This window comes from Siccirubricoccus sp. G192 (assembly GCF_019084075.1).
In the GTDB taxonomy this organism is placed as follows: Bacteria; Pseudomonadota; Alphaproteobacteria; order Acetobacterales; family Acetobacteraceae; genus G192.
This window is the reverse complement of sequence record NZ_JAHREN010000001.1, coordinates 454,159-468,364: the sequence shown is the minus strand read 5'-3', so window position 1 is coordinate 468,364 and position 14,206 is coordinate 454,159. Positions and strand designations below refer to the sequence as shown.

The 14,206-nt window shown below is 71.0% G+C and carries 10 protein-coding genes and 2 pseudogenes; 2 read left to right on the top strand and 10 right to left on the bottom strand.

What is annotated here, in order from left to right:
- Positions 1-105: 105 nt before the first annotated feature.
- Positions 106-1,221: an NADH:flavin oxidoreductase/NADH oxidase gene (locus KSF81_RS02165; RefSeq protein WP_217381527.1), complete on the bottom strand. Its 1,116-nt coding sequence runs from the start codon at positions 1,219-1,221 to the stop codon at positions 106-108.
- On the bottom strand, positions 1,127-2,080 hold the full coding sequence (locus KSF81_RS02160; protein WP_254453320.1) for a DUF2272 domain-containing protein: 954 nt from the start codon (positions 2,078-2,080) through the stop codon (positions 1,127-1,129). The genes KSF81_RS02165 and KSF81_RS02160 overlap by 95 nt, the downstream gene beginning before the upstream one ends.
- Here KSF81_RS02160 and KSF81_RS28870 point away from each other — a divergent pair.
- A pseudogene (locus tag KSF81_RS28870) lies at positions 2,060-2,632 on the top strand (FAD-dependent oxidoreductase); the annotation flags it as partial. The gene KSF81_RS02160 and the pseudogene KSF81_RS28870 sit on opposite strands and share 21 nt — an antisense overlap.
- 67 nt (positions 2,633-2,699) lie before the next feature.
- Positions 2,700-3,572, top strand: a complete 873-nt coding sequence (locus KSF81_RS02145) for an FAD-dependent oxidoreductase (protein WP_217377537.1) — start codon at positions 2,700-2,702, stop codon at positions 3,570-3,572.
- A 195-nt stretch (positions 3,573-3,767) separates the two neighbouring features.
- Here KSF81_RS02145 and KSF81_RS02140 read toward each other — a convergent pair whose 3' ends face one another.
- From KSF81_RS02140 to gorA, 8 genes and pseudogenes are all read right to left on the bottom strand, one after another.
- Positions 3,768-4,586, bottom strand: a complete 819-nt coding sequence (locus KSF81_RS02140) for an RNA methyltransferase (RefSeq protein ID WP_375293364.1) — start codon at positions 4,584-4,586, stop codon at positions 3,768-3,770.
- A 293-nt stretch (positions 4,587-4,879) separates the two neighbouring features.
- A complete protein-coding gene (gene cysS, locus KSF81_RS02135) occupies positions 4,880-6,304 on the bottom strand; it encodes a cysteine--tRNA ligase (protein WP_217377536.1) in 1,425 nt (474 codons plus the stop codon).
- Between the two features lies 1 nt (position 6,305).
- Entirely contained in the window at positions 6,306-7,640 is a 1,335-nt protein-coding gene (gene gltX, locus KSF81_RS02130; protein ID WP_217377535.1) for a glutamate--tRNA ligase, read from the bottom strand.
- Between the two features lie 25 nt (positions 7,641-7,665).
- A complete protein-coding gene (locus KSF81_RS02125) occupies positions 7,666-8,058 on the bottom strand; it encodes a hypothetical protein (protein ID WP_217377534.1) in 393 nt (130 codons plus the stop codon).
- Positions 8,055-9,716: an NAD+ synthase gene (locus KSF81_RS02120; protein ID WP_217377533.1), complete on the bottom strand. Its 1,662-nt coding sequence runs from the start codon at positions 9,714-9,716 to the stop codon at positions 8,055-8,057. The genes KSF81_RS02125 and KSF81_RS02120 overlap by 4 nt, the downstream gene beginning before the upstream one ends.
- Positions 9,717-9,811: 95 nt before the next feature.
- On the bottom strand, positions 9,812-10,996 hold the full coding sequence (locus KSF81_RS02115; RefSeq protein WP_217377532.1) for a nicotinate phosphoribosyltransferase: 1,185 nt from the start codon (positions 10,994-10,996) through the stop codon (positions 9,812-9,814).
- Between the two features lie 11 nt (positions 10,997-11,007).
- A pseudogene (locus KSF81_RS02110) lies at positions 11,008-12,385 on the bottom strand (class II 3-deoxy-7-phosphoheptulonate synthase).
- A 243-nt stretch (positions 12,386-12,628) separates the two neighbouring features.
- Entirely contained in the window at positions 12,629-14,005 is a 1,377-nt protein-coding gene (gene gorA, locus KSF81_RS02105; RefSeq protein WP_217381525.1) for a glutathione-disulfide reductase, read from the bottom strand.
- Positions 14,006-14,206: the final 201 nt, after the last annotated feature.

Below are 14,206 nucleotides of genomic sequence, written 5' to 3'. Positions count from 1 at the left end.
CCACCGCAGCCTGGCCGCCGCACCGCGGCAGCGAAGACCCGCCTTCACCTGCCCCTCCAGGCAGGTAGCTTGGCTTGGCCTGCCCTCCCCTGGCGGGCCGGGGCGCTACAGCGCCCGCATCGGCCGCGCGATCGCCTCGTCCCGCGTCATCTTCCCGAGCGTGTTCCAGCCGCGCTCGTATTGCGGCGGCACCCGCAGCGCCTCGGTCCGGCCGAGGGCCGCGGCGGCGTGCAGCGGCCAATAGGGGTCGCGCAGCAGGGCGCGGGCCAGCAGGATCAGGTCGGCCTGGCCTTCATTGAGGATCGCCTGCGCCTGGTCCGGCTCGGTGATGAGGCCGACCGCGGCCACCGGCACCTTGGCGCCGCGCCGCACCGCCTCCGCCCCCGGCACCTGGTAGCTCGGTCCCATCGGGATCTTCTGCCGGGGGTCGTTGCCGCCGGAGGAGACATCGATGATGTCGGCGCCGAGCGCCTTGAGGCGGCGGGAGAGTTCCACCGTCTCCGGCGTGTCCCAGCCACCCTCCACCCAATCGGTATGGGAGAGACGCACCGCGAGCGGCACCTGGTCCGGCAGCGCGGCGCGGACGGCGCGGGCGGCTTCCAGCACCAGGCGGGTGCGGCCGTCGAAATCGCCGCCCCAGGCATCGTTGCGGTGGTTCGAGAGCGGCGAGTAGAATTCGTGCAGCAGGTAGCCATGCGCCGCGTGCAGCTCCACGAAGCGGTAGCCGGCCTGGATGGAGCGCCGCGCGGCGGCGGCGAAGGCGGCGATGGCGGCGGCGATCTCCGCCTCGCCCATCGCCTGCGGGGTGGCGAAGTTGTCGAAGGCGGCGGCGCTGGGGCCGACCACGGTCCAGCCCGGCGTGGCGGGGCCGGCCTCCTGCCAGGGCGTGCGGCGGCTGGCCTTGCGGCCGGCATGAGCGATCTGGATGCCGGGCACCGCGCCCATGGCGGCGATGCCGGCGGCCAGCCTGGCATGGCCGGGGAGCTGCGCATCCTCCCAGATGCCGAGATCGGCCGGGGTGATGCGACCTTCCGGCACCACCGCGCTCGCTTCCGCGATCACCAGCCCGGCGCCGCCGGCGGCGCGGGAGACCAGGTGGGCATAGTGCCACTCGGTCGGCTTGCCGTCATCGGTGCAGGAATACATGCACATGGGCGAGACGCCGATGCGGTTCGGCAGGGTGACGCCACGCAGCGTGAGGGGCGAGAAGAGATCGGTCACGAAATCGGGCTCCAGGCTCTGTTCCAGGGGGGGCAGGCGGCCCAGCCGGTTCTCGAAGATCCCGAACCAGCGGGGGGGCGCCAGGGGGCGAGGGCAATAGATGGCCCGCAGCATCGGCCGGAAAACGGGTGCGTGTCACGGTGTCCAGCACATTGCCGCCGATCGCCTCCACGGCGCCGGGGTCGGCGGCCACCACGATGTCGCAATGCATGGGCCGGAACCGCCCCGTCTCGGCCAGGCGCTGCCGCCAGTCGGTGATCGGCGCGCGGCTGCGGTCGGCGCAGAGCAGGTCGCCGGGCTGCGGCGCATAGGCATGCGGCGCATGCGGCAGGAAGGGCGCGGTGGCGGGAAAGCGCGCCGCATCGGCGATCAGCGCATCCACATAGGTGGCATGCGAGGCGGCGGGGGGAAATTCCCGGCTATCGACCCCGGCCGAGCGCATGACGTAGCTGATGAAGGCGGCGGACCAGTAGGGCTCCTGCCAGAGCGCGCCGCCCCCGGGCGCCTGGGCCAGGGCGGCGGCATAGAGCGGCCGGTTGCGCGCCACCGCCCCCTCGTCATCCGGCAGGGCGCGCCAATAGGCGAGAATCCGGGGGAAATTGGCGGGGTCGGATTCGGCGCCGGTGGAGGGCGGGCGGCGGCCGGGATCGAGCTCCACCCTGCCCCAGTCCTCCCATTCCGCCAGCACGATCCGCAGCATCCTGTCCCGCGCCGAGGGCGGATAGGAAAGGGGCGGCTCCGGCGGCGGCACCGGCGCGGCGCAGGCGGCGAGCAGGGCGAGCAGCGGCAGGACCAGGCCGCGGCGAAGGCCGGGGCGGCGCCGGGCGGGGCCCCTGGCATGGTGCGCTATATTGTTCATCCATTCCACAGAATGATGTGTTATCTGGATTTCATGACCCAGGGTAGCGATCAGGCCCCCGAAGGCGGCCGCCTGTTTTTTCAGACGGACCTCTTCGAGGTGGAGAGCTTCGGTGCCCGCCGCCAGCGTCATAACCGGATGGCGCAGCGCGCCAGCATCCCCGAACCGGCACGGGAGGTTCCCGTGCATGCGGAATGCGACGTGCTGGTGGTGGGCGGCGGCCCTGCCGGCACCGCCGCCGCGGTGGCCGCGGCCCGGCTCGGCGCCCGGACCATGCTGCTGGAACGGCACAACCACCTGGGCGGGCTCTCCACCGGCGGGCTGGTCATCTGGATCGACCGGATGACGGATTGGGAGGGCAGGCGCGTCATCCGCGGCTTCGCCGAGGAATTCCTCGACCGCCTGCCGAAGGGTGCCATGGCCGGGCCGCCGCCGGAAGCCTGGGGCTCCCGCGATGCCGCCACCGCCGCCTGGTGGGCGCTCAGGACCTCGGCCTTCCACGGCATCGTCACCCATGCCCCCACCTGCGACCCGGAATGGATGAAGCTGGCGGCGCAGGAGATGCTGCTGGAATCGGGCGCCGAGCCGCTGTTCCATGCCTGGGGGGGCGATGCCCGTCATGGAAGATGGTGCCGTGCGCGGCGCGGTCTTCGAGAGCAAGCAGGGCCGCCGTGCCGTGCTGGCGAAGGTGGTGGTGGATGCGACGGGCGATGGCGACCTCTTCCACCGCGCCGGCGCCGCTTCCTCCACCGAGATCGATACCCGCGACATCCACCACTGCATGAATACGCCCTGGCTCTTCGGCGGCGTGGACATGCCGGCGTTCCTGCACTGGCGGGTGGAGCAGCCGGCGGAATTCTCGGAATTCATGCGCCGCGGCAAGGCGGCGATCGGGCTCTTCGACCGCGCCTTCGTCTCCTGGCGGGACGATGTGGCGCTGTTCATGGGCCCGCGCATGGCAGGCTTCTCGGCGGTCGAGGTGGACGACCTGACCGAGGTGGAAATCCGCAGCCGCCGGCTGATGGCGCAGCATCTGGAATTCTACCGCGCCCATGCGCCGGGCTTCGAGGGCGCCTGGCTGATGCTCTCGGCGCCGCAGCTCGGCATCCGGCATGCGCGGCGGCTGGTGGGGATGGGCGCGGTGACGCGCGAGAGCTGGGACGGGCGGGTGCAACCGGACGAGATCGGCGTCTCGCCCCCACTCTCGCCGAGCTTCGCCAATGTCTCGGTCGGCTATGGGGCGCTGGTGCCGGCGCGGCTGGACGGGCTGCTGGCGCCCGGCCGGCACCTCTCCTGCGACCCGAGCAGCCACTCCTTCCTGCGGGAGATTCCGCAATGCTGGCTGACCGGTCAGGCGGCCGGGGTGGCCGCGGCACTGGCCGCCGACAGGGGAGTGGAGCCGCGGGCGGTGCCGGTGCGGGAGATCCAGCGGGCCCTGCTGCGGCAGGGGGCACATCTGACCGAGGCGGTGGCGGAACAGGCGGCGGCATAAATTCGCCTCGCATGGATGTGTCTTCACGTTTTCGCCATTGTCACGCGAAGGTGATCGAGGTAGATTGTATGCGTTCAGGCGATGCCTTGGACGTCTCCTCCCGACGACCTCCTGCCGCATCCTGGGGATGGGCACGGGGCTCGCACCTTGGGCCGGCCGGTCTCACGACCGCCGGCCCGTTTTTTTGGGGCGGGCCTATCCCGCGGTGCCATCGGCCTCCGGCCGCCCGCGCCGCATCCGGCCGCGCGAGAGCTCCGTCACCACCCCATGCAGGGTGCGCAGCTCCTGCTCCGTCACCTCGCCGCGCTGGAACCAGTGGCGGAGGTTGCGGACCATGTTCGGGCGCTTCGGCTGGTTCTCCAGGAAGCCGCTGGCATCGAGTTCCGCCATCAACCGGTCGAGGAAGCCCTCCAGCGCGCCCTTGCTGGCGATGCCGGTCTCGTTCGTCATCAACTGGCGGGGTGGCGTGGGCTCGGCGGCGGTCCACCACTCATAGGCCAGGATCATCACCGCCTGCGCCAGGTTGAGCGACATATGCGCGGGGTTCAGCGGGTAGCGCACCAGCGTGTCGGCGCAGGCGATGTCGTCATTGTCGAGCCCGGCGCGCTCCGGCCCGAAGAGCACGGCGGTCCGCAGGGACCGGCCGTTGATCTCCCTAAGGTCCTCGGCCGCGGCCCGGGCGGTGCGGAGCGGCTTCACGATGTGCCGCGGCCGCGGGCAGGTGGCGAGGACGCGGTGGCAATCGGCGACGGCGGCCGGCACATCCGGGAAGACCTGCGCCGCCTCCAGGATGCGGTCGGCGCCGGAAGCAGTGCGCCAGGCGCGGTCCTGCGGCCAGCCATCGCGCGGCGCCACCAGGCGCAGGTGGAACAGCCCGCCATTCGCCATGGCGCGGGCGGTGGTGCCGATATTCTCGGCGAGTTGCGGCCGCACCAGCACGACGATGGGGCTCTCCCCCGGCGCCGGTTCCAGATGCGCCGCCTCCTTGCCGCCGCGGGTCCAGGCTTCCGGCAGCACCCGATGCGCGCCGAGGGCGAAGGCGAGTTCGGGGCGGAGCGTCCAGCCCTCGCCCGCCGGCAGCGCCAGCAGCGCCAGTGGCTCCTCCGGCAGGTCCCGGTCCAGCGCCACCGCCAGTTCGGCGGCGAGCGCGCGGTAGTCGCCGATGGGCGCGCCGGTCGCCGCCTCCAGCGCCTCGGCCGTGGCGGTGCAGCCCGGCGCCGCGAGATGGGCGCGCAGCCAGGCACGCTTGGCATCCAGCAAGGCGACGCGCTTCAGCGCGTCCATCCAGTCCTCGGTGCCGGGCGGGCTCATGCCCGGCGCCAGGTGGTGCCCTGTGGCCCGTCCTCCAGGGTGATGCCGCGGGCGGTGAGGTCGGCGCGGATGCGGTCGGCCTCGGCCCAATCCCTGGCGCGGCGGGCGGCGAGGCGGGCGGCGATGGCGGCTTCGATCCAGCCGGTATCCTCGGCGCCCTGCAACCAGCGCCGCGGCTCGGAGGCGGCGAGGCCGAGCACCTCCGCCACCTCGCGGAAGGCGGCGGCCGCCAGCCCCGGCACCACCGGCCAGTTGCGGCCGGCCCGGTGCAGCACCGCGGTGGCGCTGCCGCCGACGCTGGCGACATTCTCCAGGGTGCGGAGGTCGCGCAGCCGGGTCAGGGCAAGGGGCGTATTGAGGTCGTCCCGCAGCGGCTCCAGCGCCCATTCCGCCATCTCGGCCTGCACCGCCGGCAGTTCCGGCGCGGCGGGGGCGCGGGCCAGCATGGCGTAGTCATCGTCCAGCTCTGCCTTCGCCTCGTCGAGGCCGGCGAAGGTGAAGTCGAGCGCCTGGCGGTAATGCGTCTTCAGCACCAGCAGGCGGAAAGCCTCGCCGGCCCAGGCGCCGCGGCCCAGGATATCGCGCACGGTGAGGAAATTGCCGAGGGATTTCGACATCTTCTCCCCCTCGACGCGCAGCATGCCGTTGTGCATCCAGAGATTCGCCATGACCGGCGTGCCGAAGGCGCAGCGGCTCTGCGCCACCTCGTTCTCGTGGTGCGGGAAGATCAGGTCGTGGCCGCCGCCATGGATGTCGAAGACCTCGCCCAGCGCCTGCCAGGACATGGCGGAGCATTCGATGTGCCAGCCCGGCCGGCCGCGGCCCCAGGGGCTGTCCCAGCCCGGCAGCTCCGGCGGGCTCGGCTTCCACAGCACGAAATCTCCCGGATCGCGCTTGTAGGGCGCGACATCGACGCGCGCCCCGGCCTGCAATTCCTCTGTGCTGCGGCCGGAGAGCGCGCCGTAATCCGGGAAGGAGGCCACGGCGAAGAGCACATGCCCCTCCGCCACATAGGCATGGCCGCGCGCGATCAGCCGCTCGATCAGCGCGATCATCGGCGCGATGGATTGGGTGGCGCGCGGCTCCGCATCCGGCGGCAGGTTGCCGAGCGCCGCCATGTCGCGGTGGAAATCCGCGGTGGTGCGGGCGGTGATGGCCTCGATCGTCTCGCCGCTTTCCAGCGCGCGGGCGTTGATCTTGTCGTCCACGTCGGTGATGTTGCGCACATAGGTCACGCGCGGAAACAGCCGCCGCAGCAGCCGGGCGAGCACGTCGAAGACGATGACCGGCCGCGCATTGCCGAGATGCGCCAGGTCATAGACCGTGGGGCCGCAGACATAGATCCGCACATGCGCCGGGTCGATCGGCGCGAAGCCTTCCTTGCCGCGGGTGAGGCTGTTGTGGAACTGCAATTCGGTCATCTTATTCTGTCATGGCCAAGCCGAGGCGCTGGGCGGCGCGGTCGCGCCCGATCAGCGGCAGCAGGGTTTTCAGGTCGGGGCCGTGTTCCTCGCCGGTCAAAGCGAGGCGGAGCGGCAGGAACAGCGATTTGCCCTTGCGGCCGGTGCTCTCCTTGATGGCGCCGGTCCAGACGGTCCAGGTCGTGTCGTCCCAGGGCTCTGGCGGCAGGGCGGCGAGGGCAGCGCGGAAGAATTCGCCCTGACCCGGCTGCACCGGCGGCACGACGGTGCCGCGCACCACCTCGAACCAGTCGCGCGCCTCCCGCAGCAGGTCGAGATTGCCGCGGATGGCGTGCCAGAAGGCTTCGTCGGCGCCTTCGGGCAGGCGGTCGCGCACGGACTCGAAGCTCGCGGCATGCAGGAGCCGGCGGTTCTGCGCCAGCAATTGCGCGGGATCGAAGCGCGCCGGCGAATGCGAGATGGCGGTGATGTCGAAGCCCGCCACCAGGTCGCGCGGCATGGCCGGCGCCGGATCGCGCGAGGTGCCAAGCGCCACGAGATAGCCCGTCAGCGCCGCCGGCTCCATGCCGTCCCGCCGCAATTGCCGGAGCGAGAGGCTGCCGAGGCGCTTCGACAGCGGCCCGCCATCCGCATCCGTCAGCAGCGGCAGATGCGCGAAGCCGAGCGACTCCGGCTTGCCGCCCAAGGCTTCCCAGAGATCGAGCTGCACGCCGGTATTCGTGACATGGTCCTCGCCCCGCACCACATGCGTGACGCCGGAGTCGAGATCATCCACCACCGAGGTGAAGGTATAGAGCGGCGTGCCATCGGCGCGGATCAGCACGGGGTCGGAGAGGCTCGGCAGCTTCACCTGGCGCCGGCCGAGCACGCCGTCCTGCCATTCCACCACCCGGCTGGTCAGCAGGAAGCGCCAATGCGGCGTCTTGCCATTGGCGATGGCGCGTTGAAGCTGCTCCGCCGTCATCTTCAGGGCGCCGCGGTCATAGATCGGCGGGCGGCCCTGCTTCAGCCGGTGCTCGCGCTTGGCGCGCAGCTCCTCCTCGGTCTCCAGGCAGGGATAGAGGCGGCCGGAAGCCTTCAGCCGCTCGGCGGCGGCGGCATAGCGGTCCATCCGGTCGGACTGGCGGAAGCTCTCATCCCAGTCGAGGCCGAGCCAGCGGAGGTCCTCCTCCAGCGCCTCGGCGTATTCGGCGCGGGAACGCTCGGTATCGGTATCGTCGAGGCGCAGCAGCACGGTGCCGCCGCGCTGACGCGCCAGCAGCCAGTTCACCAGCGCGACACGAGCATTGCCGACATGCAGCAAGCCGGTGGGGGAGGGCGCGAAGCGGAGCTTCATGGCCGGCTTCCCGGCACGGGCGCGGTCACTCCTCGTCCTCCCCGGCTTCATCCTCGTCGCGGCGCGGGTCAAGCGCGCGCCAATTGCGCTCCTCCGCGTCCTGCACCGGGCGGCCGGCGAAATCCGCGAGTTCGGCGGCGCTGCGCCAGGCATCCTCGCCACCGCCCAGCACCTCCGCATCCTCGCCGAAGGCGAACCAGGCGGCGATGAGGTCATCCGGCGCCATGCCGGCGATGCGGCAGCGCTCCATGCTGTCGCGCACGTAGCGGCGGGCGAAGGCATTGGCATGCTCGATGGTGCCGAAGCCGCGGATCGTCTCCACGGGGTCGGAGCCATTGCCGCCGGAGAGGTCCATGATGCGCACGGAAAACCCGCCGGGCGCGCCGAACAACCCGGTGTCGAAAGCGGAGCCGCTCATGCGATCAATCCGGTATAGCCATTGGTGATGGGGTAGCGCCGGTCGTGGCCAAAGGCGCGGGGACTGATCTTCACCCCCGGCGGCGCCTGGCGGCGCTTGTATTCGGCGCGATCCAGCATGCGCCAGATGCGCAGCACCAGGGCGCGCTCATGCCCCTCGGCCACCAGCGCATCCACGGATTTCTCGCCCTCCACCAGCCCTTCCAGGATGGCATCCAGCACCGGGTAGGGCGGCAGGCTGTCCTGGTCGGTCTGGTCGGGCTTGAGTTCGGCGGAGGGCGGCCTGGTGATGACGCGCTCCGGCATCACCGGACCGCGCGGCCCCCTGGCGCCCGACGGCAGATGCGCGTTGCGCCAGCGGCTGAGCGCGAAGACGGTGGTCTTGTAGACATCCTTCAGCACCGAATAGCCGCCGCACATGTCGCCATAGAGCGTGGCATAGCCCACCGACACCTCGCTCTTGTTGCCGGTGGTCAGCAGCATGTCGCCGAATTTGTTGGAGAGCGCCATCAGGGTCACGCCGCGGGCGCGGGACTGGATATTCTCCTCCGTGGTGTCCGGCGGGCGGTTGCCGAAGGCCGGCGCCAGCATGGCGGCGAAAGCCTGCATCGCCGGGCCGATCGGCACCGTCTCGTAGCGGATGCCGAGCAGGCGGGCGCATTCCGCCGCGTCCTCCAGGCTTGCCGCGCTGGTATAGGGGCTCGGCATCATCACCGCGCGCACGCGCTCCGGCCCCAGCGCATCCACCGCCACCGCCGTCGAGAGGGCGCTGTCGATGCCGCCGGAGAGGCCGAGCACGATCCCGGGGAAGCGGTTCTTCTCCACATAGTCGTGCAGGCCGAGCGTCATGGCGCGGTAGATCTGCTCCAGCCGCGGCACTTCGGGCGGCAGGGGATGCGGGGCGCAGACCAGCCGTTCCCCCTCATGCCGCCATTCGGTGAGCGTCACCGCCTCCTCGAAGAGCGGCATCCGCAGGGCGAGGCTGCGGTCGGCGTTGAGCACGAAGCCGCCGCCCTCGAAGACCAGCTCGTCCTGGCCGCCGACCAGGTTGAGGAAGACGAAGGGCAGCCCGGTCTCCACCACCCGGTGCACCGCGAGGTCGATGCGCGACGCCGCTTTCCCGGCCTCGAAGGGGCTGCCATTGATGGCGATGAGGATCTCGGCGCCGCTCTCGGCCAGGGTTTCGGAGACGGCGGGGGACCATCCGTCCTCGCAGATCATCAGGCCGAGGCGGCAGCCGCGGAAGGCAACGGGGCCCGGCGCCGGGCCGGAATCGAAGACGCCGCAGCCCGGCAGTTCATGCTTGGCGCGGCGGGCCAGGATGCGGCCGCCCTCCAGAACGAAGAGCGCGTTGTAGAGCTTCGGCCCATCCGGCCCGCCCGGCTCCTGCCAGGGCCCGCCCACCACCAGGCCGGGGCCGCCATCCGCCGTCTCGGCGGCGAGTTCGGCGATCAGCGCGGCGCAATCGGCCAGGAATGCGGGATTACGGACCAGGTCCTCCGGTGGATAGCCGGCGATCGAGAATTCCGGCGTGACCAGCAGGTCGGCGCCGAGCGAGGCCGCCTCGGCCCGGGCGCGGCGGATGCGGTCCGCATTGGCACGCAACTCGCCCATATGCGGGTTGATCTGGGCGAGGGCGATGCGGAGGGTCTGGGCCATGATGGGCGGAAGCTAGTGCATCTCGCGGCGGAATGTGAGCGGTCCGCCGCAGAAAATGCACCCCAGGCTGCGCCCAGGGGCAGGCGGCCCTGGGCTCAGCCCGCCGCCGGGCTGCCGCCCCGCTTCCGCTCGCCGTTCCGGCGCAGCAGGAATTCACGGCCGAGCTTCACCCGCGCCTCGCCGTCATAGGCGACGATATCGGCGGTGGCATAGGTTTCGCTCCAGATATCGGGCAGGAAGCTGCCGGTGCCGACCACGTCGATTGGCGCCCGCGCCTCCGCCATCACCCGGCATTTGCCAACCCCGAAGCCGGAGGAGGCGACGATCCGCACCTTCGGGAAGCCGGCCGCATCCAGCGCCTCCCGCACCCGCCAGATGGCGGCGGCGGAGACGCCGGTGCCGACCAGGTGGCGCAGTTCCGTCTCGCTGCGGTAGCGGCGGATGGCGCCGGGCACGTGGCGTTCCAGCACCGCGTAGCTCTCGGCCGGGTCGAGCCCTTCCAGGAAGCGGCCGCCATGGGTGTCGAGCCGGAAGGCGAGCCTTCCCGCCGCCGCCAGGTCCGGGAAGCGGCGGCAGACCGCGAGCCCATCCGTGATCTCCCGCCCGAAATAATCCACCAGCACGGTGAGGTCGAGCTCGGGGAAGCTTTCGTGGAACATCTCGGCGGCGCGCAGGGTGGACCCGGCATAGCCGATCAGCGCATGCGGCATGGTGCCGAAGCCGCGCGGGGCGCCGAACCAATGCGCGGTGGCGTCATTGGCATTGCCGGTGAAACCCTTGGCCCCCTCTTTCTGCGCGGCCGTGCTGCCGACGCTGGCGGCATAGGCCATCATCTCCTGCATCTCGAAGCCGGCGCAGTGCCGCGCCTCCATGGCCAGGAACCTCACCTGCGGCAGTTCCAGGCACATCTGGTAGGCGTTATGCGCGGCGACGCAGGGCGGCCCCAGCTTCTGCAGATAGAGCGTCTCCAGATCGGCCAATTGGGCCAGGGAGCCGGAGAGGTAGAGGATGGGATCGCCGGCGCCGACCCAGGTGCCCTCCGGGTGCATCAGCTCGATGTCGAAGCGGGTGGCCCGGGCCCGCGCCACCTCCTGCAGCCATTCCATCATCAGCCGCGGCGCGCTGACCACCGGGCGGCGCAGGAACACCGCATACGTGACGTGGCAATCGCCGAAGCGCTGGACGACGGCGCGGGTGCGGTTGAAATAGGTATCGGTGCGCGCCGCGATGGCGGCGTTCACGGCCTCGGGGCTTGCCGCCGGCATCGGCGTATCCGGCATCCCCGCCTCCGCTACTGCGCCGCCTGGGCGGGACGGTCCGGCCTGACGCGGCGGGACTTCAGCTCCTCGGCGATCAGGAAGGCCAGTTCCAGCGACTGTTCCGCGTTCAGCCGCGGGTCGCAATTGGTCTGGTAGCGCAGCCCCAGATCGGCCTCGGCCAGGCGATGCGCGCCGCCCAGGCATTCCGTGACCTCCTGCCCGGTCATCTCCACATGCACGCCGCCGGGCTGGGTGCCCTCGGTCGCATGCGCGTCGAAGAAGCGCCTGACCTCGCTCAGCACGGAATCGAAGAGGCGGGTCTTGTAGCCGCCGACCGTGGTGGTGTTGCCATGCATGGGGTCGCAGAGCCAGACCACGTTGCGGCCGGCGCGGGCGACCGCGCGGAGCAGCGGCGGCAGCTTGGCCTCCACCTTCTCGGCGCCCATGCGGGAGATCAGGGTCAGCCGCCCCTTCTCATTCGCCGGGTTCAGGATCTCGGTGAGCCGCACCAGCTCATCCGGCTCCATGCTCGGCCCGACCTTCATGCCGATCGGGTTCCTGACCCCGCGCAGGAATTCCACATGCGCGCCCTCCGGCTGGCGCGTGCGGTCGCCGATCCAGAGGAAATGCGCGGAACAGGCGTAGCTGTCGCCGGTGGTGGAATCCACCCGGGTCAGCGCCTGTTCATAGGGCAGCAGCAGGGATTCGTGGGAGGTGTAGAACTCCGTCTCCCGCACCTGCGGCAGGTCGGACATGCCGCAGGCCTGCATGAAGGAGAGCGTCTCGTCGATCCGGTGCGCCAGGTCGGCATAGCGGGAGGCCAGCGGGCTGCGCTCCACGAAGCCGAGGTTCCAGCGATGCACCTGGTGCAGGTCGGCATAGCCGCCGGTGGCGAAGGCGCGCAGCAGGTTGAGCGTGCCGGCCGACTGCATATAGGCGAATTCCATCCGCGCCGGGTCCGGGATGCGGGCCTCGGGCGTGAAATCCGGCCCGTTGATGATGTCCCCCCCGGTAGGAGGGCAGGGTGATGCCCTCCTTCGTCTCGGTATCGGAGGAGCGTGGCTTGGCGAATTGCCCCGCCATGCGGCCGAGCTTCACCACCGGCAGCCCGCCGCCGAAGGTCAGCACGACGGCCATCTGCAACAGCACCCGGAAGGTGTCGCGGATGATATTGGCGGTGAAGTCGGAGAAGCCCTCGGCGCAGTCGCCGCCCTGGAGGACGAAGCCCTGACCATCCCCGGCGGCCGCCAGGGCGTGCTGGAGGCGCCGCGCCTCCCCGGCGAAGACCAAAGGCGGCCATTTGGCCAGCCTGGCCTCCATCTCGGCCAGATCAGCCATATCGGGATAGTCGGGCACCTGCCGGATCGGCATCTCCCGCCAGCTTCCCGGGTGCCACCCGCGCGCAACCATACCAGGCATTCTCCCTAGAGCAGACTCCGTCCGGGTGGAATCACCCGAGCGGAGTAATTTGCTCGGCAAAACAAAAGGCTAGAGCGGATTCCGTGAGCCAAGGCGAACGGAAAACGCTCTAGTGCCCTGACCCGGCGGCCCGCCGCAAGGCGCGGCGGGCGGAGGGGGCAAGCAGGCCACCGAAAACCAATGGCCGGGGAGATTAGCCCCGCCCGGGGCGGCGCGCCAAGGGCAGGGCGGCGCCTATTCCGCCGCCGCCCGGACCCCTGCCTCCCGCGTCCGGGTCCGCAGCGTCACGAATTCCTCGGCCGCGGTCGGGTGGATGCCGATGGTGCGGTCGAAATCCTCCTTGGTGGCGCCCATCGCGACGGCGATGCCGATGCCCTGCATGATCTCCGCCGCATCCTCGCCCAGCATGTGGGCGCCCAGCACCTGCCGGCTCCGCTGGCAGACCACCAGCTTCATCAGGGCCTTCCGCCCCTGCCTCCCGCTGATGGTGTGGCGCATCGGCGTGAAGCGGGTGAGGTAGATATCCACCGGCCCCAGCGCCGCCGCATCGGCCTCGGTCATGCCCACCGTGCCGATGGGCGGCGAGGTGAAGACCGCGGTCGGCACGTTGCGGTAGCTGGCCTGGCGCGGGGTATTGCCGAACAGCGTATCGGCCAGCGCATGGCCGACCGCGGTCGCCATGGGGGTGAGGTTCAGCTTGTCGGTCACGTCGCCGATGGCGAAGATATGCGGCGCGGTGGTGCGGTGGTCCTCGTCCACCTCGATGGCGCCATCGGCGGTGCAGCAGATGCCGGCGGCCTCCAGGCCGAGGCCATGGGTATTCGGCTCCCGCCCGGTGGCGAAGAGCACCGCATCCGCCTCCACCGCCTCGCCGCCCTGGAGGTTCAGGAGCAGCCCATCCCCCATCCGGTCCAGCCGGCCGAGATGCCGGCCGGTATGCTGGCGGATGCCCTGCGCCGCCAGCGCTTCCTGCAAGGCGCCGCGGATGTCCTGGTCGAAGCCGCGCAGCGGCAGGTCGGCGCGGTAGACGAGATCGACCTCCGAGCCCAGGCTGCGGAAGATGCAGGCGAATTCCAGGGCGATATAGCCGCCGCCCACCACGGTCAGGCGGCGCGGCAGGGATTGCAGGGTGAAGACGTCATCCGAGAGCATGCCAAGCTCGGCCCCCGGCAGGTCCGGCCGCACCGCGCGGCCGCCAGTGGCGATGACGATGCGCTCCGCCGTGATGCGCCTGCCGCCGACATCGAGGGTATGGGCATCGAGGAAGGTGGCGCGGGCCTCGAAGCTGGTGCAGCCGGCATTGGCCAGCAGGCGGGCATAGATGCCGTTCAGCCGCGCCACCTCGGCATCCCGCGCCGCCGCCAGCTTCGCCAGGTCGAAGCCGCCCTTCGTCGCTTCCCAGCCGAAGGCCGGCGCATCCTCCAGCCATTGGCCGTATTCGGCGGCATTCACCATGATCTTCTTCGGCACGCAGCCGACATTGACGCAGGTGCCGCCCCAGAACCGCTCCTCCGCCACCGCCACGCGGGCGCCATGGGTGGCGGCGATCCGGGCACAGCGCACGCCGCCGGAGCCGCCACCAATGACGAAGAGGTCGTAGTCATAGGCCATGTGGCTGTCCATCCTCATCCCAGCCCTCTCCCGCACGGCGGGAGAGGGGGATATGCGACAGGGCGCGGGCCAATACCAGCGGCATGAGCCTTTGGCTCATGCCAAGGCCGCTTCTGCGGCCCGCCGCCAGTGCGGCGTAGGCGTCGTGCCGAAAGCGCGCTAGCAGCACGACGGCCGCGGAGGCGGCCCACCCGGCGATTG

What these genes read in the sequence shown, in the direction of transcription:
- cysS (WP_217377536.1), bottom strand. Translation starts at nt 6,304, where the DNA reads ATGACCGAATTGCAGTTCCACAACAGCCTCACCCGCGGCAAGGAAGGC.
- gorA (WP_217381525.1), bottom strand. Translation starts at nt 14,005, where the DNA reads ATGGCCTATGACTACGACCTCTTCGTCATTGGTGGCGGCTCCGGCGGC.
- KSF81_RS02125 (WP_217377534.1), bottom strand. Translation starts at nt 8,058, where the DNA reads ATGAGCGGCTCCGCTTTCGACACCGGGTTGTTCGGCGCGCCCGGCGGG.
- KSF81_RS02120 (WP_217377533.1), bottom strand. Translation starts at nt 9,716, where the DNA reads ATGGCCCAGACCCTCCGCATCGCCCTCGCCCAGATCAACCCGCATATG.
- gltX (WP_217377535.1), bottom strand. Translation starts at nt 7,640, where the DNA reads ATGAAGCTCCGCTTCGCGCCCTCCCCCACCGGCTTGCTGCATGTCGGC.
- KSF81_RS02145 (WP_217377537.1), top strand. Translation starts at nt 2,700, where the DNA reads ATGGAAGATGGTGCCGTGCGCGGCGCGGTCTTCGAGAGCAAGCAGGGC.
- KSF81_RS02160 (WP_254453320.1), bottom strand. Translation starts at nt 2,080, where the DNA reads ATGAACAATATAGCGCACCATGCCAGGGGCCCCGCCCGGCGCCGCCCC.
- KSF81_RS02115 (WP_217377532.1), bottom strand. Translation starts at nt 10,996, where the DNA reads ATGCCGGATACGCCGATGCCGGCGGCAAGCCCCGAGGCCGTGAACGCC.